Raw genomic sequence first — 21,391 nt, 5'->3', positions numbered from 1 at the left:
GGTTCTCGGTTATTTCCAGAGGTGGATCGGCCAGCCGGCCTTCTGGGCATGCTCCAGCAACACCGGATCCGGGTTCACCACGTGCGGGAAATCCACTTTCAGCAACAACGGCAAGTCGTTGCGTGAATCCGAATAGAAGCTCGCGCCTTCGAGGTTTTCCTCTTCGGCATCCAGCCATTCCAGCAACCGGGTGATTTTGCCTTCGCGGTAGGTCAGCGTGCCGACCGTGTGCCCGCTATAAACCCCATGCGCCACTTCCAGTTCGATGCCGAGGATCTCGTCGATCCCCAGACGATCGGCAATCGGCCGCACCAGGTGCGTGCCCGACGCCGAGATCACCAGGATCCGATCCCCAGCCTTGCGATGGGCGGCGATGGTTTTGGTGGCGTCGCTGAAGATTATCGGCTCGATGAAATCCTCCACCCACGGGCCGACCAGGTGATCGACTTCTTCCGGCGTGCGCCCGATCATCGGCTCCAGGCTGAAGGTCATGTAGTCCTCCATCCGCAGTTTGCCGTGGCTGTAGGCGTCCATCAGTTCGTTGTTCTGCCGCATGAACGACTCGGGATCGACCCAACCCAGCCGGCCCATCTGTTCGCTCCAGAGGGTGGCGCAGTCGCCGTGGATCAGGGTTTCGTCCAGATCAAAAATTGCCAGGGCCATCTGTTTGGTTCTCTCCGAGAACAGCTTCAAGCTATAAGCTTCAAGCTGCAAGAAGTGGATTTAGGTGGTCAGCAGTCTACAGCTTGAAGCTTGTCGCTTGCAGCTTGCGGCTGCTTTCAAGCTACTTCACACAGGGCCGTCGGATCGATGGAAAGCGCCAGACGCTGACCATCGGGGTGCAGATCGGCCGCCGAGCGGTTGAGCACATCCACCACCAATTCCACGCCCCGGGCCTCGACCCGGTAGCGAATCACGTTGCCCAACAGGCTGTGGCTGCGGATCTGTGCGTCGAGTTCGCCGTTCAGGCTCAGTTCGATGGCTTCCGGGCGAATCGCGATGCGGTGGCTGATCGGCCGTTGCAGCAGCTTCGAGGCGGCGTCGGCGTCCAGCAGGTTGTAGTTGCCGATGAAACCGGCAGCGAACACATCCACCGGCGCGGTGTAGAGGGTTTCGGCATCGCCGCTTTGTACGATCTTTCCCTGATTCATCAGGAAAATGCGATCAGACATGGTCAGGGCTTCTTCCTGATCGTGTGTGACGAAGATCGTGGTCAGGCCGAGTTCGCGCTGGATCGCACGGATCTGTTCGCGCAGGTGCTTGCGAATCCGTGCGTCCAGGGCCGACAACGGTTCATCCAGCAGCAACAGCCGTGGACGGGTGACCAGCGAGCGGGCCAGGGCCACGCGCTGGCATTGACCGCCGGACATTTGATGCGGATAGCGGCCGGCGAAGTCGTTCAGCTCCACCAGTTTCAGCACTTCGGCGACGCGCTTCTGACTGTCGTCGGCGTTGACCTTCTGCATGCGCAAGCCGAAGGCGACGTTCTGCTCCACGGTCATGTTCGGGAACAGTGCGTAGCTCTGGAACACCATGCCGATCCCGCGTTTCTGTGGGCTCAATGGCACGATGTCGACGCCATCCAGCAGGATCTTGCCGCCATCCACCGAAGTCAGCCCGGCAATGCACCGCAGCAGGGTGGACTTGCCGCAACCGGACGGGCCGAGGAGGGTGACGAATTCGCCCTTCTGGATTTCGCAGTTGATGTCGCTGAACACCGTGGTGCCTGCGTAGTTTTTTTGCAGGTGTTGGACGCTGACATAGCTCATTCGCTTTTGTCCTTGTTCAAGATATTGGCCGCCCAGGTCAGAACCAGCACAAAGAAGAAGTAGGAAATCACCAGCGCACTGGTGAAATGGCCGCTGCTGTTACGCATGTTGTTGAGGTAGACCTGCAGGGTTTCGTAGCGCGTGCCGACCAGGATGTTGGCGAACACGAACTCGCCGAACAGGAACGAGAATGACAGCAGCAACGCCACCATCAAGCCCTTGCGCAAGTTCGGCAGCACCACCAGGAACGCCGCTTGAAAGGTGCTGGCACCGAGCAATTGGGCGGCGTCCATCAGGTCGCGCAGATTGATCGCTTGCAGGTTGTTGGTGATCGCCCGGTACATGAATGGCAGTGCCACGGTGAAGTAGCAACCGATCAGGATCCACGGCGTGCCGACCATCGCAAACGGCCCGGAACCGTAGAGTTGCAGCAGCCCCACCGACGACACCACCGGCGGCACCGCGAAGGGCAGGAGGATCAGAATGTTCATCAGCGCATCGAGTTTCGGGAAGTGGTAATGCACCACAAACAGCAGCGGCAGAATCAGTACCACCGACAGAATCAGCGCGCCGACACACACCAGCAATGACTGCCCGAACGCATGCAGAAAGCGCGGATCGCTCCAGAGTTGCACGTACCATTTGAAGGTAAAGCCGCTGGGCAGAATCGTCGCCGACCAACTGCTGGCGATCGAGTAGATCAGCGTCCCGGCCAGCGGCAGCAACAGAATGGCGAACAGCAAATACACCACGACCCGGTGGTAGACACCGACCGGCCCTAATTCAGCGCGAGACATGGTAGCTCCTCTTCAACAGCAGCTGATGCACGATGGTCACCAGGGTCATCAACGCCACCAACACCACGGCCAGGGCACTGGCCAGGTTCGGATCGAGGGAAATATCGCCGGAGACCATTGCCGCGATGCGGATCGGCAGCACGTTGAAGTTGCCGGTGGTCAGGGCGTAGACCGTGGCGTAGGCGCCGAGGGCGTTGGCCAGCAGGATCACGAAGGTCCCCAGCAGCGCCGGGGTCAACACCGGCAAACCGATGTGACGCCAGAACTGCCAGCCGTTGGCGCCGAGCAGTTCGGCGGACTCACGCCAGTCTTCACGCAATGCGTCGAAGGCCGGGTAGAGCAGCAACACGCCCAAAGGAATCTGGAAGTAGGTGTAGAGAATGATCAGCCCGGTTTTCGAGTACAGGTTGAAATCCTGAATGATCCCGGCCTGTTTCAGCATGATTGTGAAACTGCCGTTGAAGCCCAGCAGAATGATGAAGGCGAAGGCCAATGGCACGCCGGCAAAGTTGCTGGTCATGTTGGCGAAGGCATTCACGAAGTTGCGCAGTTTCGAGTCGACCCGGCGTAGGGAATAGGCGCCGAGCACTGCGATGATGATCCCGAACACGCTGGACCAGAAACTGATCTCGAGGCTGTACTGGATCGCCTGCAAGTAGAACTTCGAACTGAAGATCTTGGTGAAGTTTTCGACGCCCCAACCGAACTCTTCCGATTGCAGGCTGTTGATCATCACCCAGACCAGCGGGGCGATTTCGAACACGATAAAGAACAGTGCGAAGGGCACCAGGCATAAGGCTGCCAGCCATTTGCCGCGAGAGATGGAATTCACTTGAGCAGCTCCCGGCACACAGGTTTGTCGTGGGCCACACCCAGCAGTTCGCAGACGGTGCCGCAGATTTCGGTCTGTGTCGGCGTGGCGCCGGCGTTGAAACTGAAGGCGTCGCCGAGGACGAACAGCGGCACTTCGCGTTCTTCCGGCAACAGGCCGTTGTGCGAGCGGTCGTTGTTCATGCCGTGGTCGGCGGTCACCAGCACCTGGTAGCCGGCATCGAGCCAGCCTTGCAGGTAATCCGCGAGGTAGATGTCGGCGAAGCGCGCGCTGTTGCGGTATTGCGGGGTGTCGAGGCCGTGCTTGTGCCCGGCGTCGTCGATGTTCATGGGGTGGATCAACAGAAAGTTTGGTGCATGCCGCAGGCGCAGGTTTTCCGCGTCGGCGAACAGGTGCGAATCGGGGTAGTGATCGCTCCAGTAGAAGTGCCCGTGCTGGATCGGCAATGTCGGGTCGTTGGTGTGGCGATCCCGGGCCGCCACGAACGGCGAACGGTTGTACAACTCGCTGACCCAGTGATAAGCCGCGGCGGCGGTGGTGAGGCCGGCGTCGGTGGCGTAGTGGTAGATGCTGCGCTGGTTGGACAGGCGCGAGACGCCGTTGTGGACGATGCCACTGTCGATCGGCGCAACACCGGTCAGGATGCATTCATACAGCGGTCGGGACAGGGCCGGCAGTTCGCATTCCAGTTTGTAGAGCGCCGCGCGTCCTGCGCCAACGTAAGCCTGCAGGTGCCCCATGGCGTGGCGCGCGACCTCGTAGTTGAGACCGTCGAGCACGACAAGGATGACGTTGTGCTTCATAGGGGCGATGACTCCGAAAAACAATGGATTTCAGCGAAACCTGTAGGAGCGAAGCTTGCTCGCGAAGGCGGACTTTCAGCCAACTTCAATGCTGAATGTCAGTCCCTCTTCGCGGGCAAGCCTCGCTCCTACAAGATCTGAAGCATTACTTCATTTCGACGATGACTTCTTCGTTCCACTTCTGCGGCAGGGCTTTGGAAGTCTTCTCCCACGCATCCGCGTCCTTGATCGGGGTCACGCCTTTGTACTGCTCGTTCGGCAGCAGCTTGGCTTTGACTTCGGCCGGCAGTTGCAGGTGTTCGGCGCGGATCGGACGGGCGTTGCCGCGCGCCAGGTTGATCTGGCCGGCGTCGCTGAAGATGTATTCGCGGGTCAGCTTGGCGGCGTTCGGGTTCTTCGCGTATTTGTTGATGATGGTGGTGTAGCCAGAAATCACCGAACCGTCGGACGGAATCAGCACGATGTAGTCATCCGGGTTGGCCATCTTGGCTTTGTAGCTCAGGCCGTTGAAGTCCCAGACCACGCCGACTTCGATCTCGCCTTTTTCCATGGTGGCGATGGTCGGGTTGGCCATCGACAGACGACCTTGCTTGGCGATGTCTGCGAACAGCAGCAGGGCAGGCTGCAGGTTCTTCTCGTCGCCACCGTTGGCCAGCGCTGCAGCCAGTACACCGTTGGCAGCCTGGGCGGCGGTGCTCACGTCACCGATGGAAACCTTGTATTTGCCGGTCTTGAGGTCGGCCCATTTGGTCGGTGCTTCGGAACCGTGCAACAGCTTCTTGTTGACGATGAATGCGATGGTGCCGGTGTAGGCCAGCGCCCAGTTGCCGTCCTTGTCCTTGGCCCAGTCCGGGACTTGTGCCCAGGTGCTTGGCTTGTACGGTTGCACCACGCCTTGCTTGACCGCGATCGGGCCGAAGGCGGCACCGACGTCGCCGATGTCGGCGCTGGCGTTGTCTTTTTCAGCGGCGAACTTGGCGATTTCCTGGGCCGAGCTCATGTCGGTGTCGATGTGTTTCAGGCCGTAGTTCTTGGCCAGGTCATCCCAGGTGCCTTTCCAGTTGGCCCAGTCATCGGGCATACCGACGCTGTTGACTGCGCCTTCCGCTTTCGCAGCGGCTTCGAGGGTTTTCAAATCCGTATCAGCAGCCATGGCGGCGGTGCACATGGCAATGGTCGAGCCTAACAGTGATGCCAGGAAAAGCTGTTTCATCCGAAGCTCCTTTGGGCGTTTTCAACGCTGCGATTGCGGTTGTGTTGGTCTAGGTCAGCAATACCTGAGCCAATTTAAGGGGGCTGCATGACACTTTCATGTCGATCGTCGCCGAACAGGACTTTTATTTGCCCGGAATTGGCGGGTGCCCGGTAAGCGTAGACCATGGTTAAACGCCCGCAGGGCAAGGGACTTGGCCGATGTATTGCAAGGTTTGCAGGCAGATTCGGGATGACCGTTTGGCAGCTGTCATCTCTCAGTCATCTGCACTGCCTAGGCTTGCAGAATGTTGGATAAGCGGGTTTTACCGTGCGGTTCTGCCCCGAAACAGTGCTGGTCTAGTCCAGATAGGTAACGTTGATGCGCGACGAGGCAACAAAAGCGGTGACAGCGATTGGCCAGGTGCTGCAAGAGCAGCTCGACCACGGCTTGTTGTCGGCAGGCAGCAAGTTGCCGGCCGAGCGCAAGCTCAGTGAGTTGTTCGGTACCACGCGGATCACCGTGCGTGAGGCGCTGTTGCAGTTGGAAGCACAGGGCCAGATTTATCGCGAGGAGCGCCGTGGCTGGTTCGTCTCGCCGCCGCGCCTGGCCTATAACCTGATGCAGCGCAGCCACTTCCACGCGATGGTCAGTGCGCAGGGCCGTGTGCCATCCACCGAAGTGATTTCCGCGCGCCTGCAACCGGCGTCGGCGGCGGTGTGTGCGTGGTTGCAGTTGCCGGCGTTGTCGAGCGTGATCCAGATATGCCGGGCCCGGCGCATCGATGGGCGATTGGTGTTGTACGTGGAGCACTATCTGAACCCGCAGTTTTTCCCGGGGATTCTGGACTTTGATTTGAATCAGTCGATTACCGAGCTGTATGCGCGGCACTACGATTTGCACTACGGGCGGGTGCGCTTCGAGATCGTGCCGACGTCGTTGTCGGTGGATGCGGCGGCGGCTTTACGGGTGTCGGTGGGGAGCCCGGGGTTGCGGATTGCCCGGGTTAACTACGATCAGCATGAGCGGCTGATCGATTGTGATCTGGAGTTTTGGCGGCATGATGCGATTCATGTGGGGGTCGACGTCGTCTGAGCATTTGATCCCCTGTAGGAGCGAGGCTTGCCCGCGAAGAGGGACTTCAATTCAACATTGATGTTGGCTGATAGACCGTCTTCGCGGGCAAGCCTCGCTCCTACAAAGGCTGTTCCTTTTGTGGGCCACCACCCGCCGTCACCACCTGAATACTCATCCTAGGCGTCGCCAGATCCAGCCCCGCCTCATCCAGATGCCGTTTCAGCGACAAGTTGAACGCCCGCGAAACTTCCCACTGCTTGATCGGCGCGGTCTTGAACCGGGCGCGCAGGATCGCGCTGCCGGACTCGAAACTTTCCACACCTTGAATCTCCAGCGGCGACCAGATGTTGCGCCGTTGCAGCGGATCGGTGCGCATCTTCTGACCGACTTCGCGCATCAACTTGATCGCGTCGTCGATTTCCATGTTGTAGGGCACCGCCACCCGAAAGATCGCGTAGCCGAATTCCCGCGAGTAGTTCTTGATGCTTTTGATTTCGCTGAACGGAATGGTGTGGACGATGCCGTCGATGTCCCGCAGGCGCACGGTACGAATGGTCAGACCTTCGACGGTGCCGAGGTGGCCGCCGACGTCCACGTAGTCGTCGATGGCCAAAGAGTCTTCGATGATGATGAACAGGCCAGTGATCAAGTCGGCAACCAGCGACTGCGCGCCGAAACCGATGGCCAGACCGATCACACCGGCACCCGCCAGCAGTGGCGTGACGTTCATGCCCATGTTTGCCAGCGCGACGATCAGCGCAATGATGAAGATCGCCACGAACAGCACGTTGCGGATCAGCGGCATCATCGTCTGCGCCCGGGCATTCGCCAGGCCTTTGCGCGAGCGGGTGAGGGCGTGGTGCACGGCGGTGTCGCTGAGGATCCAGATCAGCCAGGCGAAAATCAGCGTGCCGGCGAGGCTGAACAACTTGACGCTGACTTCATGCCCTTCGCCTTCGGTGAAGGCAATCAGCGACATGCCCCAGACCCTCAGGCCGAGCTCGATGAATACCAGCCACACAAACAGATGGGCGAGGGTGTAGCAGAAGCTTTTCAGGCGATCCGAATACAACGCGTGGCGCTTCACTCCACGCTGGGGTTTGAGCGAGTGGCGGCGCACCAATCCGTTGATGACCATGCACAACACCAGCAGCACCGTGCAGATCAGCGACTGGCGCAACGCGGTGCTGGTGTCGCCCGCCGAAATGAAGGTGGCGAACAGCGAAATGCACACCAGCACCAGCGCCGGCACGTACCAGAAGGTGCCGAGGATATCGATGGTGTCGCTCAGGGCACGGCGGGTCAGTCGCCGGGACAACGGCTGGTTGCGGATCAAGTGCGCAATCGGCCGGCGGAAACGCAGGATGAACAACCCGGTGGACAGCGCTGCCAGCACATTGGCGATGGTTGCGGCGGTGTGCGCGAGGTGACTGCCGAGGCTGGCCACCAGGCGCGGATCGCTCAGCGCTTCACCGAACGCGGCGAAGCTGCCGATCAGCCACAGCGGCCGGAAGGCCTGGTGGCGCAGGATGTACAAGGCGCGATGGCGGTGCGGCCCGTCGAGCACAGAGAACGCAATCACACAGATCGCCGAGAAACACGTGCCGACCACCAGCGCATAGGCCAGCACCATCGCCAGGCTTTTGCCCAGGGACGAGGGCAGCGCGTAGGTCATGTAGACCGTCATCACCAGCGCAATCAGCCACGGCCCGAGCTTGCGCAAGGCGAAGCGCAGCATGTCGAGGGCCTTGGGGTGTTGCGGCAGTTCTTCGGTCAGGCCGAAACGCATGCGCACCCGATGGCTGACCCAGATCAGCGCGGCGGCGAGCAGGCTCCAGACCATCAGGATCATGGCGAAGGCAAAGATGATCGGCAGCCATTCACTGGCCGGCAGCATCAGTGCCGAGAGTTCTTCCTTGGCCAGATCGAACTCGTCGGACCAGCGCGTGATTGGGCTGTCGACCCCGGAAAACTGCTTTTCGAAACTGGCCAAGGTGCCCCCGATCAGGCCGAGTACGCCTTCTTCGGAGGCCGGTTGAGCCTTTTTGGTGACGTCGCGCAGCTTCTTCAGGTCGGCCAGTAACTTGGTGCGCTGCTGGTCGTTTTCCAGGGACTTGATGACTTCGTCGAGGGATTGCCCCAGGGGTTCCTGAGCTTCGGGCTGGGTTTTCGCCGAGTTATTCAGCAGCCCCGGCAAACTGACCGCTTGGGCAGGCGCCATCGGCAGCAGCGTCATGAGGCAGACAAGGAGGAAATACGGCAGGGCGAAAAGACGAGCGAACACTAGGCGGTCAACCTCGGGAAGAGCGGATCGGCCGAGTGTACGAGCCCGTCAAAATCAATGCGAGCGGGCGCGCGGATTTATTCGTTGAGTTTGGCCAGGATCTTGTAAACAACCGTGGCGAGGATCAACAGCATGCCGAGCCACATGGCGAAGACGCCGGCATTCTTGTCACGGAAGTTAAAGCCGATGGCCAGCATGATCATCCCGGTGAGAATGGGGATCAGCATGGCGTGGAACGAAGACATCGAGATCATGGCGACAGCCTTGTCGTAAGGAATGATTTAAGTCTAGGTGGCTTTTTGGCGACCGGTGGTGGGGTGTATCAGAAATGAGTCAGTTGCCCAGTAAACCCATTGTGGCGAGGGGGCTTGCCCCCGTTCGGCTGCGAAGCAGTCGTCAAACCATTGAGTTCGGTGTACCTGATACACCTCGGTTGCAGGTTTTGGGGCCGCTTCGCGACCCAACGTGGGCAAGCCCACTCGCCACATAGGTCTTCACAATTCCCGGGTTACGGCAACTCGAGGCAGGCGTAGAACGCGCTCAGCACTTTGACCAGGTGTGCCAGGTCGTGGCTGCCGCACAGTTCGCGGATCGAGTGCATGGCGAAGGTCGGCAGGCCGATGTCCACGGTGCGCACGCCCAGGTGACTGGCGGTGATCGGGCCGATGGTCGAGCCGCAGCCCATGTCGCTGCGCACCACGAAGCTTTGCACCGGGACTTCTTCGGCCATGCACAGATGGCGGAAGAACCCGGCGGTTTCGCTGTTGGTGGCGTAGCGCTGGTTGCTGTTGACCTTGATCACCGGGCCGGCGTTGAGTTTCGGACCATGGTTGGCGTCGTGCTTTTCCGCGTAGTTCGGGTGCACGCCGTGAGCGTTGTCCGCCGAGACCAGCAGGGATTTCTGAATGGTGCGTACGAATTCATCACCCTCAGGCAGCACGCGACGCAACGTCTGTTCAAGCATCGGGCCGTCAGCACCGCAGGCCGAGCAGGAACCGACTTCTTCGTGATCGTTGGCCACGAACACGCAGGTTTCGTCGGTTTCGGTGGTCAGCAACGCTTGCAGACCGGCGTAGCACGACAGCAGGTTGTCCAGGCGCGCGCCGGCGATGAAATCGCCATGCAAGCCGATGACCGCCGCACTTTGGGTGTCGTAGAAGCTCAGCTCGTAGTCGAGCACCACGTCGGCGTTGAGGCCGTGTTCGCGGGCGAGTTGGTCGGTGAGCACGGCGCGGAAATCCACGCGCTCGTCACCGGCAAATTGCGCGAGGATCGGCGGCAATTCGGTCTGGGCGTTGATCGCCCAACCCATGTTGGCTTCACGGTTGAGGTGAATGGCCAGGTTGGGAATGGTGGCGATCGGCGCCTTGAAGTCGATCAATTGGCTCTCGACCTTGCCGTCGCGGCGGAAGGTTACGCGGCCGGCCAGGGACAAGTCGCGGTCGAACCACGGCGCCAGCAACGCACCGCCATAGACTTCGACACCCAGTTGCCAGAAACCCTGGCGTTGCAGTTCCGGTTGCGGCTTGACCCGCAGGCACGGGCTGTCGGTGTGGGCGCCGACCAGGCGGATACCGCCGTGCAGGGGCGAATGACGGCCCATCTTGAACGCGACAATCGATGAATCGTTACGGGTGACGTAGTAACGACCGCTGCTTTCGATGGTCCACGGCTCGCGCTCGTCGAGACGCGAAAAACCCGCCGCTTCCAGGCGCTGAACAAGGCTGGCAGTGGCATGAAACGGGGTAGGGGAGGCCTTGAGGAAGTCGATCAGGCCTTGGTTCAACTCTTCGCGCATAAGAAACTCCAGACAGCAATGGGCGGCAGTTTAACGTATTGGCCTGGGGCTTTGGGCACGGCATGTGCCGCCGGTATCAACCGGCGGCCGCGACGCGTTTTTTCAGGTACTGCATGATCACCCGTTCATCTTCGGGTTTTTCCGGTTTGGGCAGTTGCTCCGGCCAGAGACTGCGGGTGCTCAGCAGCTTTTTCTGACGGCTCTGGTCCCAACGCAGAATCTCCCGTGTGGCGCATTCCCACCATTCATGGCGGCAGGCCGAATAGTACGGGCCCTCGGGTGCGGCGCTGCCATACAACAGGTCGCGACCGACCTTGCGCAGGGCGCCGCTCTGGTTGCGCAACTTCCATTTGATTTTTAACCGTTGCCAAGACGATGGGAACGGTTTGATCCGTGGCACATCGCGGCACAGTTCGATCAGTTCAAGGTTGAACTGTTCGCCATGCCGATCGAAGAAATAAGCCAGCATCGCGTGGAAGAAACGCTTCTCCGCGAAGTAGTGATAAATGTACTTTTTCGCTTCCCCTACGGGTTTGCCGTGCATGGCGAACGACAAAGCAATCTGTTCGATGGTGTGGATATCGAAACCGTCCCGGGTCCATTCGTCGATCAACCGGATGGATTCGTCGAGGAGGGGGCCGTCGCGCTGGGTCACGCCGCACAAACCGCTGTTGTACAGCTTGAAGCCGTTGTCCGGGGTGACGCCGTGGGCGTCCAGGCACTTACCGAGTTTCTGATATTCGGGGCGCTCGCAGACGTATTGCCAGTCGTACTCGAAGCGATCCATCAGGTACTGGCCGGGCTTTATCTTGCGAAAGGCCCGGTTCGGGTCGCTGGTGAACAGCGTGTCGGTATCGACGAACAGGGTCTTTTCCGCGAGCTTCAGGCCGGCTGCAATGGCGCAGGCCTTGCGCCGATGGTGGTAGCCGTTTTCGCCCTGCCAGCGGGTCAAGATGTCCTGGCTCAGGAACACGGTTTCAACCGGCCAGCCGGCATAGTCTTGAGGGCGATCCGTGAGAATCCGGATGCGCGGGAATTTCGCATTTTTCACATGGGACAGTGCGGTCAGGATGCTGAACTTGGCTTCGCGCCGGTAAACATCCTGATCGCCGTAGATCAGGTAAAGCAGTTGGTGACGGGTTTTTTTGACGGGTGTTTCCAGAAAATCGCTAAAACTCATCCGGATGGGGATCCTTTTAAAGCGGGCAACTGCTCAGGCAGCGCTTAAAACGGGGCCGGACATTCGAAGCGCAAGCGTTCGCCGGTTTGAGGATGGGTGAAACTTAACATGCTGGCGTGCAGGCACAGGCGTGGCCAGGCCGCCAGGGCTTGTTCGTGGGCGTACAGCCCGTCGCCCAGCAGCGGGTGACCGATGGACAACATGTGCACGCGTAACTGGTGGGAGCGGCCGGTGATCGGCGTCAGTTCCACGCGGCACCAGTCGCCGCAACGTTCCAGCACGCGCCAGAAGGTCAGGGCGTTCTTGCCGAATTCGTGGTCCACCACATGGCGTGGCTTGGTCGGCGGATCGTAGCGCAGGGGCAGGTCAATGCTGCCGCTGTCCAGTTCCGGCTGACCCCAGCACAGGGCGGTGTAGGCCTTTTCGGTTTCGCGGTCGTGAAATTGCCGAGACAGTTCGCGATGGGTATCCGGGTCACGGGCCAACAGGATGATGCCGGAGGTTTCCCAGTCCAGCCGATGGACGATTCGCGCTTCCGGGTAACCGTTTTCCTGCAGACGGGTAATCAGGCAGTCCTTGTTGTCATCGGCCCGGCCAGGGACGGAGAGCAACAGGGTCGGTTTGTTCACCACCAGGACGGCGTCGTCTTGATGGAGGATGTGGACATTGGACAACGGCATTAAAACAGCCTCGTAACAAACGCCAACGGCGGCTCAGAACCCAGCGCCCCCTGTAGGAGCGAGGCTTGCCCGCGAATCGCGTCAACTCGGTGTGTCAAATACACCGAGTTGCCTGGGTTCGCGAGCAAGCTTCGCTCCTACACGGGGCGCAGGCCTGAGCCGCCGTGGCTCCCGCTGGATCGACTAGCGATCTGGCAGGGTGATATTGAGTTCCAGAATCGAGCAGCTACCCTGGTTTTCCAGGGCGACGTGCACGTCATCGGACCCGATATTGACGTACTTGCGGATCACTTCCACCAGTTCCTTCTGCAAGGCTGGCAGGTAGTCCGGGGTACTGCGCTGGCCGCGTTCATGCGCCACGATGATCTGTAGACGCTCTTTCGCTACCGACGCGGTACTAACCTTTTTACTGGCACGAAAGAAGTCAAAAAGATTCATTATTTACCTCCAAACAGGCGCTCGAAGAAGCCCTTCTTCGTCACATCGAGGAAACGATGTTCCTTTTCTTTGCCAAGGAGGCGGTCGACCGCATCGCCGTATGCCTGACCGGCATCGCTCTGGTCGTCGAGAATCACAGGCACGCCCGAGTTGGAGGCTTTCAGCACCGCCTGGGACTCCGGAATGACGCCCAGCAGGGTCACGGCCAGAATCTCTTTCACGTCTTCAACGCCGAGCATTTCGCCGTCGCTGACGCGTTGCGGGTTGTAGCGGGTCAACAGCAGGTGTTCCTTGATCGGGTCTTCACCGCGTTCGGCGCGACGCGACTTGCTGGCCAGCAGGCCCAGCATGCGGTCCGAGTCACGTACCGAGGACACTTCCGGGTTGGTCACGATAATCGCTTCATCAGCGAAGTACATGGCCAGGTGAGCACCTTTCTCGATGCCGGCCGGGGAGTCGCAGACCACGAAGTCGAAATCTTCTTTCAACGCCATCAGGACTTTTTCCACGCCTTCGACGGTCAGCGCGTCTTTATCGCGAGTCTGACTGGCGGCCAGTACGTAGAGGTTTTCCAGGCGCTTGTCTTTGATCAGGGCTTGTTGCAGGTTGGCTTCGCCGTTGACCACATTGACGAAGTCATACACCACGCGGCGCTCGCAACCCATGATCAGGTCGAGGTTCCGCAAACCGACGTCGAAGTCGACGATAACTGTTTTGTGACCGCGCAGTGCGAGGCCGGTACCGATAGCGGCGCTGGTGGTGGTCTTACCCACACCACCCTTGCCGGATGTAACCACGAGAATCTTGGCCAAGGTGTTTCACCCCTAAGGAAAAAGGACTTTTAGCCCCTGAAAAACATCTCTTGAAAAACTACTGCAGTCGGACAGCCTTGGCTGGAATCCGGTCCTGGGCGGCGCGTACCTTCGGTAAACACTGCTTTCGGCCTTTTTCCTACTTCGTTTGAGCCGTTTTCGCTACGTTTTAGAGATGCTTGGAAAATGCGGCAGTATCCGTTAAAGCCGAATGATGTTCAACACGTCGCCCGACAGGCTGACTTGTACGCCCGAGCCCCACAACGGATCGCGTCGCAGGTCCTCGGAAACCTTGTAATGGCCGGCGATGGACAGCAGTTCAGCGCTCATTTGCTGACAGAAAATCCGGGCTTTCCAGTCGCCTTTGACCCCGGCCAGTGCACGACCGCGCATCGGGCCGTATACATGGATGTTCCCATCGGCGAGAAGTTCCGCCCCCGGACTGACCGAGGAAATCACTACCAAATCGCCACCCTGGGCATAGATCTGCTGGCCACCACGTACTGGCGACGTGATGATCTTCGTCGGTTTGACGGTTGGCTCCGGTGGTTTTTCCGGTTTTTTCACCACCACGCCTTCGTTCGGGTCCAGCGCACGCTCACGGGCGCCGGACGGCGGCAGCACCGGCAGGTCGACGGCGATGGCGGCGGCGATGTCTTCGATGCGGCTGGCACGGATCGCCAGGGTGCGCAGGCCGTGCTGACGGCAAACGCGCATCAGGCCCGGCAGATCAACGGCGCCTTCACTGGCCGGAAGTTTGTCCAGGGCCAGCACCAGCGGCGCATTGCTGAAGAAATTCGGCGCCTGGGCGACCTTGGCGGCCAATTGCCGATCGAGGGTCTCGAGGTCGTTGCGGGCCAGCTCCAGCACCGTAATGGCGAGCATGCTGCCCTTCAACTGGAACACGGGATCTTGGTCTAGCGGTTCGGTTTGGCTCATGGTCGGCATACAACGGCTTGTCACTAAAAGTGCCGAGACTTATAACGAGAACGCCCGCGAGCCGCAAGCCGGGTCGAACGATGTAGAATGCGCGGCCATTGTCTTTCCGGAACCTTTAATGGATCGCCCGCGTTTTCGTACAGCATTTCTTTCTCCGCGTTTCTGGCCGCTGTGGTGCGGGCTGGGGCTGTTGTGGCTGATTGTCCAGTTGCCGTATCCGGCATTGCTGTTTATCGGTCGTGTCTTGGGCTCGCTGATGTATCGAGTGGCCGGCGACCGACGGCGCATTGCCAAGCGCAATCTGGAACTGTGTTTTCCTGAAAAAACCGCTGCCGAGCGCAAGCGTCTGCTCAAGGAAAACTTCGCCTCCACCGGCATCGCTTTCTTCGAAATGGCCATGAGTTGGTGGTGGTCGCGCAAGCGCCTGGCCAAATTGGCGCATGTCGAAGGCCTGGAGCATCTGAAAAAAGCCCAGCGTGACGGCAAGGGCGTGATTCTGATGGCCTTGCATTTCACCACCCTGGAAATCGGCGCGGCGCTGCTCGGGCAGCAGCACACGATTGACGGCATGTACCGCGAACACAAAAATCCGTTGTTCGACTTTGTCCAGCGACGTGGCCGTGAGCGGCACAACCTCGACTCGCTGGCGGTGGAGCGCGACGACGTGCGCGGCATGCTCAAGTTGCTGCGCGCCGGTCGGGCAATCTGGTACGCACCGGATCAGGACTACGGCGCCAAGCAAAGTATCTTCGTGCCGTTGTTCGGGATTCAGGCCGCGACAGTCACCGCTACCAGCAAATTCGCCCGTTTGGGCAAGGCGCTGGTGGTGCCGTTCACCCAGGAACGATTGGCGGACGGCAGCGGTTATCGGCTGGTGATTCACGCGCCACTGGATAACTTCCCCGGCGAGACCGACGAGTCGGATTGCATTCGCATCAACCAGTGGGTCGAAGGCGCCTTGCGCGAATGCCCGGAGCAATACCTCTGGGCTCATCGCCGCTTCAAGAGCCGTCCGCCGGGCGAGCCCAAGTTGTACGCAAAACGCGGTTGAACCAGCGATCCCTTTAGGCACCATGGAGTGTTGCGATGAGCCCAGCTGAACCGGTTACAGGGTTGATTCTTTCCGGCGGCGGGGCTCGGGCGGCGTATCAGGTGGGGGTGCTGGCGGCGATTGCCGAATTGCTGCCGGTGGGCGCGGACAATCCATTTCCGGTGATCGTCGGCACCTCGGCCGGGGCGATCAACGCGGTCAGCCTCGCGAGTGGCGCGCTGGACTTCCGCAGTGCTATCGAACGCCTGACCGCGTTCTGGCAAGGCTTTCGCAGTCATCTGGTGCTGCGTAGCGACTGGCCGGGAGTGATCCATCAGGCCAGCCGCTTCGTCAGCCACAGTTTGCTCGGCATCGGCGCCCAGGTGCCGGTGGCGTTGCTCAACAGTTCGCCGCTGCGTGACCTGCTCAATGACAAACTGCAAATGCACGGCATCGCCGAGGCCATCGCGCAGAAGCAGTTGCAGGCGGTGGCGGTGACTGCGTTCGGTTACGAGTCCGGCCAGGCCGTCACCTTCTATCAGGGCGGCGGCACCATCGACGCCTGGTTACGCCATCGCCGGATCGGTGTGCCGACCCAATTGACCGTTGACCACTTGCTCGCCAGCTCGGCGATTCCGCTGTTGTTCGCCCCGGTGAAAATCGGCGAGGAGTTTTTCGGCGATGGCGCGGTGCGTCAGTCGGCACCGATCAGTCCGGCCCTACACCTGGGCGCGAGCAGGGTGCTGGTGGTGGGCGTCAGCGGCAACCCGCGCGGGGTCGATCCGGAACAACCGCTGCAACGGGCCTATACCGGCCAGCAGCCGACCCTGGCGCAGATCGGCGGGCACATGCTCAACAGCACGTTCATTGACAGCCTGGAAAGCGATATCGAGCTGCTGCAACGACTCAACCAGTTCAGCCACTTGATGCCGGACGGTACGCCGACCCGTGCGTTGGGCGTGGCGCCGGTAGAGGTGCTGGTGATTTCACCGAGCCAGCCGATCGACGAAATCGCCGCGCGACATCGCCAGGAATTACCGGCGGCGCTGCGCCTGTTCCTGCGCGGACCGGGGGCGACGAAGACGAGTGGGGCGGGGGTGTTGAGTTATCTGCTGTTCGAGGCGGGGTATTGCAGCGAGTTGATTGATCTCGGGCGACGAGATGCGTTGGCCAAGCGGGATGAGTTGTGTCGGTTTCTCGGGTTGGCGGAGCCTGTGATTCCGGCTTGAGATTAGCGGTGTAGCCTTCGCGGGCAAGCCTCGCTCCTACAGGGTTTGTGTCGTTCACATCATCAGCGAACGACACAATCCTGTAGGAGCGAGGCTTGCCCGCGAAGCTTTTAAGATCAGAAGTGGAACTTCACCAGGAAGCTCGTGGTGTTCTGATTGGTGGTGAACGCACGGGTGTCGTCGATCCCGTACTTGTCTTTCCAGTAGTCGTATTCCACACCGACGTACAACTGCTTCTCGCCGAAATTCAGCGCCTTGCCCAAGTCGTATTTGACCTGTGGGTTGAAGTGCAGGTTGGCGTGGTAGTCGCCGTGGGAATTCGAATCGTTGTCGACCACCCAGTCCATGAAACCGTCGATCAGGATGTTCGAGTCGCCCACTGGAATGGTGTAGGACCAGACCGGAGTGATCTGCCAGACGTTGTCACCCGCACGCGGGCCTTCGGTGTGACGCTGGTAGAAGTTCAGCTGGAAGTAGTCGAAGCCTGGAATCGCCAGGTCGAAGCCTGGACCGATCAGGTAAGACTCGGTATCGCCTTCACCGAACTCGTAAGTCATCGCCAGCAGGACGTCTTTGATCGGGCCGAACTCGATCTTCTGGTCGAGGACTTTGCCCAGGGAAATACGTGGGCTGAACTCACCGTAATAGGTGTTCGGGCCGACGTTGAAATCCTTGTCGCCGTTGTAGAAGATCTTGTCGACGAAGAAGAAGTTATCCCCGTACTTCCAGCCATCGGCGTGCTCGAAGGTGACGGTCTGCTGAATGTGCGGGTTGACCTTGAAGTCCTTGCCATACAGGTAGGTCAGGCTGTTGTTTTGCCATTGCAGCAGGTCGCCGGCCATTGCCTGGCCCCCGGCCAGCAAAGATCCCGCAAGCATCAGGCTGGTGCACGTACGTTTCATTCGGTTGCTCCCAAAAAGTAGGTGGTTCCACGTTTTTTTTCTTAGGTCGGCGCTCTGGTGTGGCGCCTTTTGTTGCTGCTGTAAAAATTCATCCAATCGGTCAGCTTTGATGCTGTTAGCAAGAGCTGAGCCAAGGCTTTCGAAAAGCAAAAAAACTCCCGTTCGGCTGTTCGAAAACAGTCGATTGAGAGCGATTCGGGGGTGCCTTGGTACTGGCCAGAGCCGGGATAAGTTGGCTTTTTGGTCAGGAATTAAATCCGGGCTTTTTTTTAGACCAGATTCGGGCGGCCGCGGAGAATACTGACTCCTTGGCCAGGTCTCAAGTGCCCCGCAACAGCGCACCGACGACAGGTTTGGGGCACGGTTGGCGGTAGTGGGCCTGGCGTCGTTGAACGACAGGCTTGAGAGGATAGAAATCATCTGTTGCTTCCTCTTGTTTTTATTGTTGAGGCGCAGGCAGTGCTGACCCTGTGGGAGCGGGCTTGCTCGCGAAAGCGTCGGATCAGTCGACTCATGTGTTTCTGACACACCGCTTTCGCGAGCAAGCCCGCTCCCACAGGGGGTTTGTGTTTTTCCAGTTAGTGCGTGTGGGCGGCGCAGTCGTTTATCGCGGCGCGGTCACGTCCACCGAGAATGTTGAACAGCAGGTTCAACGCCAGCGCACTCAAGGTCGCCATGGCGATGCCGCTGTGGGTGATCGGGCTCATCCACATCGGCAGGTGCGCGAAGAACTCCGGACGCACCACCGGGATCAGGCCCATGCCGATGCTCACCGCCACCAGCAACTGATTACGACGATCACCGATGTCGGCTTCTTGCAGGATCTTGATGCCGGTGGCGGCAACCATGCCGAACATCGCAATCGCCGCACCACCGAGTACCGCCGGCGGAATCGACGCCACCAGGAACGCCGCTTTCGGCAACAGGCTCAACACCACCAGCAAGCCACCGGCGACGATGGTCACCGAGCGGCAGCGCACGCCGGTCATCTGCACCAGGCCGATGTTTTGCGCGAAGGAGGAGTGGGTGAAGGTGTTGAAGAAACCGGCGAAGAACGAGGCGGCGGCATCACACAGCAGACCACGACGCAGCATGCGTGGGCAGACTTCGCGGTCGGTGATTTTGCCGAGGGCGAGGAACATCCCGGTGGACTCGACGAAGATGATCACCACCACCAGGCACATGGAAAGAATCGGTGCGAGTTCAAACTTCGGCATGCCGAAGTGCAGCGGGGTGACGATCTGCAGCCACGGCGCCTGCGCCATGCCGCTGAGGTCGACCATGCCGATCAGACCGCAGACGACGTAGCCCAGGCACATGCCGATCAGCACGGAAATGTTGACCCAGAAACCGCGCATGAAGCGATGGACCAACAGAATGGTCGCCAGCACCAGCGCGGCGATGGCCAGGTAAATCGGGGAACCGAATTGCGTCGCGCCAGCACCGCCGCCGGCCCAATTCACGGCGACGGGGAACAGCGATAAACCGATCGAGGTGATGACCGTGCCGGTCACGAGTGGCGGGAAGAAACGCACGACTTTGGACATGAACGGCGCGATCAGCATGCCGAAGAATCCGGCGGCGATGGTTGCGCCGAAGATCCCCTGCAAACCGATACCCGGCATGCCAGCCATGGCCACCATGCTGCCGACCGCGGCGAAACTCGCGCCCATCATCACTGGCATGCGAATGCCCATCGGGCCGATGCCCAAGGATTGCACGATGGTGGCGATGCCGGCGACGAGCAGGTCGGCGTTGATCAGGAAGGCGATTTCTTCACGATTCAGGCCAGCGGCCTGTCCGATGATCAACGGCACCGCGATGGCACCGCCGTACATCAGCAGAACATGTTGCAGACCGACCAGGATCAGTTGCAAAAGGGGCAAACGCTGAATGGCGGGTGCGTCGGGGATGCGCGCTTCGGATAGCTCGGACATGCAACACCTCGGATCTTTTTTATTCTTGTGATTTTGTGCAACAGGCAAACCTGTGGGAGCGGGCCTGTGGCGAGGGGGCTCGCCCCCGTTGGGCCGCGAAGCAGCCCCAAACTCAGCAGTTGCGTTCCGTCTGTGGGACCGCATCCGCAGGGTTTACGACCGCTTCGCGCTCGAACGGGGGCAAGCCCCCTCGCCACACAAGCCCTACTGCCACAATGGCTTTTTACTTAATTGGTCTGGGCTCCCTGATTGATCCAGGCACCAATCAGGTCACGCTCTTGCTGGGTCATCTGTGTGATGTTACCCAGTGGCATGATCTGGCTGGCGACGGCTTGCGCCTGGATCCGCGGGGCCAATTGCTGGATTTGTTGCGGGGTGTCGAACATCACGCCGGCCGGGGCTGCACTGAACAGCGGGCTGGTCGGTTTGGCCGAGTGACACACGGCGCAGCGTTCCTGAATCACGCTGTGCACCTTGTCGAACGCCGGGCCCTGATTCGACGCCTGGGCCGGTGCAGCGGCAGGCGCGGCAGGCTTGGCTTCAGCAGGTTTGGCGCCACCGCCGAGGGCGGTTTCCGGCAACGGCTGGTACTCGATGGTGCCAGACGCCTTGGCCACTTCCGGTGCGCTCGGCATCTGCGCCGGGCCAGTCACGTAGGCCAGGCTGATCATGCCGACAGCGGCGACCGGCAGGGTCCAGGCAAACTTGTGGCTGTCGTGACGGGTGTTGAAGTAGTGACGCACCAACACCGCCAGCACCGCGATCCCGGCCAGGATCAGCCAGTTGTATTGGCTGCCGTAGGTGCTCGGGAAGTGGTTGCTGATCATGATGAACAGCACCGGCAAGGTGAAGTAGTTGTTGTGTCGCGAACGCAGCAAACCTTTGGCCGGCAGCGCCGGATCCGGTGTGCGGTTCTCGGCAATCGCCGCGACCAGGGCGCGTTGCGCCGGCATGATGATGCGGAACACGTTGCCGACCATGATGGTGCCGATGATCGCGCCGACGTGCAGGTACGCACCCCGACCGCTGAACACTTTGCTGAAGCCGTAAGCGGCGCCAATGATCAGCACGAACAGGATGAAACCCAGCAGGGCAGGGCGTTTGCCCAAGGCCGAGTCGCACAGGAAGGAGTAGATGAACCAGCCGATGAACAGCGAGCCGATACCGATGGCCACACCTTCAGGACCGCTCAGGGTGCTGCCCGGTGCCAGCAGATACAGCGTCGGATTGGAGTAGAACACCACGCACAGCAGCGCGATCCCCGACATCCAGGTGAAGTAGGCTTCCCATTTGAACCAGTGCAGGTTGTCCGGCATGGTCGGTGGAGCCAGTTTGTATTTTTCCAGGTGATAGATACCGCCGCCATGGATCGCCCACAGATCGCCCGCCAGACCACTTTTCGGGTTGACCCGATTGAGGTTGTTTTCCAGCCAGACGAAATAGAACGACGCACCGATCCAGGCCACGCCAGTAATCATGTGAACCCAGCGCACGCTCAGGTTCAGCCATTCCAACAGATGTGCTTCCACAGTCTTTACCTCTCGCCTGTCACTCTGTTGTCGAGTGATCAGACCTTCTCTTATTGGTGGGGGGCGAGGATCAAACGCTCATCCTCTTTGAAAAAATGCTCATCGCAGTTATTGCCTGTGCCACTGCGATCAACCACCAGGAAGTCATCCCGCTTTTCGATCG

Annotated in this window: 20 protein-coding genes and 1 pseudogene; 3 read left to right on the top strand and 18 right to left on the bottom strand. The window is 60.0% G+C overall.

Annotated elements, in window-relative coordinates:
- Positions 1-9: 9 nt before the first annotated feature.
- The 6 genes from ACIOYV_RS18625 to ACIOYV_RS18600 form a co-directional block, all read right to left on the bottom strand.
- On the bottom strand, positions 10-663 hold the full coding sequence (locus tag ACIOYV_RS18625) for an HAD family phosphatase (protein WP_054049585.1): 654 nt from the start codon (positions 661-663) through the stop codon (positions 10-12).
- A gap of 116 nt (positions 664-779) precedes the next feature.
- Entirely contained in the window at positions 780-1,769 is a 990-nt protein-coding gene (locus ACIOYV_RS18620) for an ABC transporter ATP-binding protein (RefSeq protein WP_290025335.1), read from the bottom strand.
- Positions 1,766-2,566: an ABC transporter permease gene (locus ACIOYV_RS18615; protein ID WP_054049589.1), complete on the bottom strand. Its 801-nt coding sequence runs from the start codon at positions 2,564-2,566 to the stop codon at positions 1,766-1,768. Before ACIOYV_RS18615 ends, ACIOYV_RS18620 begins: the two co-directional genes overlap by 4 nt.
- Positions 2,553-3,398, bottom strand: a complete 846-nt coding sequence (locus tag ACIOYV_RS18610) for an ABC transporter permease subunit (protein ID WP_054049591.1) — start codon at positions 3,396-3,398, stop codon at positions 2,553-2,555. The genes ACIOYV_RS18615 and ACIOYV_RS18610 overlap by 14 nt, the downstream gene beginning before the upstream one ends.
- Positions 3,395-4,201 (bottom strand): alkaline phosphatase family protein, encoded by an 807-nt coding sequence (locus ACIOYV_RS18605; protein WP_401325834.1) that lies wholly within the window; start codon positions 4,199-4,201, stop codon positions 3,395-3,397. Before ACIOYV_RS18605 ends, ACIOYV_RS18610 begins: the two co-directional genes overlap by 4 nt.
- Before the next feature lie 145 nt (positions 4,202-4,346).
- Positions 4,347-5,414, bottom strand: a complete 1,068-nt coding sequence (locus tag ACIOYV_RS18600) for an ABC transporter substrate-binding protein (RefSeq protein ID WP_054049595.1) — start codon at positions 5,412-5,414, stop codon at positions 4,347-4,349.
- A 360-nt stretch (positions 5,415-5,774) separates the two neighbouring features.
- Between ACIOYV_RS18600 and ACIOYV_RS18595 the strand changes: the two genes are divergently transcribed.
- Positions 5,775-6,488: a UTRA domain-containing protein gene (locus ACIOYV_RS18595; protein WP_401325832.1), complete on the top strand. Its 714-nt coding sequence runs from the start codon at positions 5,775-5,777 to the stop codon at positions 6,486-6,488.
- 100 nt (positions 6,489-6,588) lie between these two features.
- On the opposite strand, the gene ACIOYV_RS18590 is transcribed toward ACIOYV_RS18595, so the two are convergent.
- The 8 genes from ACIOYV_RS18590 to minC form a co-directional block, all read right to left on the bottom strand.
- The gene (locus ACIOYV_RS18590) at positions 6,589-8,754 is read right to left on the bottom strand and encodes a mechanosensitive ion channel domain-containing protein (protein ID WP_401325829.1); all 2,166 of its coding nucleotides are present in this window, start codon (positions 8,752-8,754) and stop codon (positions 6,589-6,591) included.
- A 77-nt stretch (positions 8,755-8,831) separates the two neighbouring features.
- The gene (locus ACIOYV_RS18585; protein WP_177331444.1) at positions 8,832-9,008 is read right to left on the bottom strand and encodes a hypothetical protein; all 177 of its coding nucleotides are present in this window, start codon (positions 9,006-9,008) and stop codon (positions 8,832-8,834) included.
- 254 nt (positions 9,009-9,262) lie between these two features.
- Entirely contained in the window at positions 9,263-10,552 is a 1,290-nt protein-coding gene (locus tag ACIOYV_RS18580) for a M18 family aminopeptidase (protein WP_401325826.1), read from the bottom strand.
- Between the two features lie 76 nt (positions 10,553-10,628).
- On the bottom strand, positions 10,629-11,732 hold the full coding sequence (locus ACIOYV_RS18575) for a hypothetical protein (RefSeq protein WP_401325823.1): 1,104 nt from the start codon (positions 11,730-11,732) through the stop codon (positions 10,629-10,631).
- Positions 11,733-11,776: 44 nt separating this feature from the next.
- Positions 11,777-12,412 (bottom strand): RluA family pseudouridine synthase, encoded by a 636-nt coding sequence (locus ACIOYV_RS18570; protein ID WP_054615679.1) that lies wholly within the window; start codon positions 12,410-12,412, stop codon positions 11,777-11,779.
- A gap of 183 nt (positions 12,413-12,595) precedes the next feature.
- Positions 12,596-12,850: a cell division topological specificity factor MinE gene (gene minE / locus ACIOYV_RS18565; RefSeq protein ID WP_007898843.1), complete on the bottom strand. Its 255-nt coding sequence runs from the start codon at positions 12,848-12,850 to the stop codon at positions 12,596-12,598.
- Positions 12,850-13,662, bottom strand: a complete 813-nt coding sequence (gene minD, locus ACIOYV_RS18560) for a septum site-determining protein MinD (RefSeq protein WP_054049606.1) — start codon at positions 13,660-13,662, stop codon at positions 12,850-12,852. The genes minE and minD overlap by 1 nt, the downstream gene beginning before the upstream one ends.
- A 201-nt stretch (positions 13,663-13,863) precedes the next feature.
- Positions 13,864-14,601: a septum site-determining protein MinC gene (minC, locus tag ACIOYV_RS18555; RefSeq protein WP_265044240.1), complete on the bottom strand. Its 738-nt coding sequence runs from the start codon at positions 14,599-14,601 to the stop codon at positions 13,864-13,866.
- Positions 14,602-14,719: 118 nt separating this feature from the next.
- Between minC and ACIOYV_RS18550 the strand changes: the two genes are divergently transcribed.
- Positions 14,720-15,652: a lipid A biosynthesis lauroyl acyltransferase gene (locus ACIOYV_RS18550; RefSeq protein WP_401325819.1), complete on the top strand. Its 933-nt coding sequence runs from the start codon at positions 14,720-14,722 to the stop codon at positions 15,650-15,652.
- Positions 15,653-15,687: 35 nt separating this feature from the next.
- Positions 15,688-16,860: a patatin-like phospholipase family protein gene (locus ACIOYV_RS18545; RefSeq protein ID WP_401325816.1), complete on the top strand. Its 1,173-nt coding sequence runs from the start codon at positions 15,688-15,690 to the stop codon at positions 16,858-16,860.
- Positions 16,861-16,976: 116 nt separating this feature from the next.
- Here the strand turns inward: ACIOYV_RS18545 and ACIOYV_RS18540 are convergent, their stop codons facing one another.
- The 4 genes and pseudogenes from ACIOYV_RS18540 to ACIOYV_RS18525 form a co-directional block, all read right to left on the bottom strand.
- Entirely contained in the window at positions 16,977-17,762 is a 786-nt protein-coding gene (locus ACIOYV_RS18540) for an outer membrane protein OmpK (RefSeq protein ID WP_265044243.1), read from the bottom strand.
- 578 nt (positions 17,763-18,340) lie between these two features.
- On the bottom strand, positions 18,341-19,699 hold the full coding sequence (locus tag ACIOYV_RS18535) for a nucleobase:cation symporter-2 family protein (RefSeq protein WP_401325813.1): 1,359 nt from the start codon (positions 19,697-19,699) through the stop codon (positions 18,341-18,343).
- 227 nt (positions 19,700-19,926) lie between these two features.
- Positions 19,927-21,228: a urate hydroxylase PuuD gene (locus ACIOYV_RS18530; RefSeq protein WP_401325811.1), complete on the bottom strand. Its 1,302-nt coding sequence runs from the start codon at positions 21,226-21,228 to the stop codon at positions 19,927-19,929.
- Between the two features lie 50 nt (positions 21,229-21,278).
- A pseudogene (locus tag ACIOYV_RS18525) lies at positions 21,279-21,391 on the bottom strand (ureidoglycolate lyase); the annotation flags it as partial.

The sequence above is a fragment of the Pseudomonas sp. NPDC087342 genome (assembly GCF_044744265.1).
In the GTDB taxonomy this organism is placed as follows: Bacteria; Pseudomonadota; Gammaproteobacteria; order Pseudomonadales; family Pseudomonadaceae; genus Aquipseudomonas; species Aquipseudomonas nunensis.
Note: the sequence above shows the minus strand (reverse complement) of the source record. Positions and strands in the feature narration are given on the sequence as shown.

Bases quoted from the DNA above. Each gene is read 5' to 3' on its own strand.
- ACIOYV_RS18600 (WP_054049595.1), bottom strand. From the start codon at position 5,414: ATGAAACAGCTTTTCCTGGCATCACTGTTAGGCTCGACCATTGCCATG.
- ACIOYV_RS18620 (WP_290025335.1), bottom strand. From the start codon at position 1,769: ATGAGCTATGTCAGCGTCCAACACCTGCAAAAAAACTACGCAGGCACC.
- ACIOYV_RS18570 (WP_054615679.1), bottom strand. From the start codon at position 12,412: ATGCCGTTGTCCAATGTCCACATCCTCCATCAAGACGACGCCGTCCTG.
- ACIOYV_RS18535 (WP_401325813.1), bottom strand. From the start codon at position 19,699: ATGTCCGAGCTATCCGAAGCGCGCATCCCCGACGCACCCGCCATTCAG.
- ACIOYV_RS18615 (WP_054049589.1), bottom strand. From the start codon at position 2,566: ATGTCTCGCGCTGAATTAGGGCCGGTCGGTGTCTACCACCGGGTCGTG.
- minE (WP_007898843.1), bottom strand. From the start codon at position 12,850: ATGAATCTTTTTGACTTCTTTCGTGCCAGTAAAAAGGTTAGTACCGCG.
- ACIOYV_RS18605 (WP_401325834.1), bottom strand. From the start codon at position 4,201: ATGAAGCACAACGTCATCCTTGTCGTGCTCGACGGTCTCAACTACGAG.
- ACIOYV_RS18580 (WP_401325826.1), bottom strand. From the start codon at position 10,552: ATGCGCGAAGAGTTGAACCAAGGCCTGATCGACTTCCTCAAGGCCTCC.
- ACIOYV_RS18595 (WP_401325832.1), top strand. From the start codon at position 5,775: ATGCGCGACGAGGCAACAAAAGCGGTGACAGCGATTGGCCAGGTGCTG.
- ACIOYV_RS18625 (WP_054049585.1), bottom strand. From the start codon at position 663: ATGGCCCTGGCAATTTTTGATCTGGACGAAACCCTGATCCACGGCGAC.
- ACIOYV_RS18540 (WP_265044243.1), bottom strand. From the start codon at position 17,762: ATGAAACGTACGTGCACCAGCCTGATGCTTGCGGGATCTTTGCTGGCC.
- ACIOYV_RS18585 (WP_177331444.1), bottom strand. From the start codon at position 9,008: ATGATCTCGATGTCTTCGTTCCACGCCATGCTGATCCCCATTCTCACC.
- ACIOYV_RS18545 (WP_401325816.1), top strand. From the start codon at position 15,688: ATGAGCCCAGCTGAACCGGTTACAGGGTTGATTCTTTCCGGCGGCGGG.
- ACIOYV_RS18575 (WP_401325823.1), bottom strand. From the start codon at position 11,732: ATGAGTTTTAGCGATTTTCTGGAAACACCCGTCAAAAAAACCCGTCAC.
- ACIOYV_RS18550 (WP_401325819.1), top strand. From the start codon at position 14,720: ATGGATCGCCCGCGTTTTCGTACAGCATTTCTTTCTCCGCGTTTCTGG.
- minC (WP_265044240.1), bottom strand. From the start codon at position 14,601: ATGAGCCAAACCGAACCGCTAGACCAAGATCCCGTGTTCCAGTTGAAG.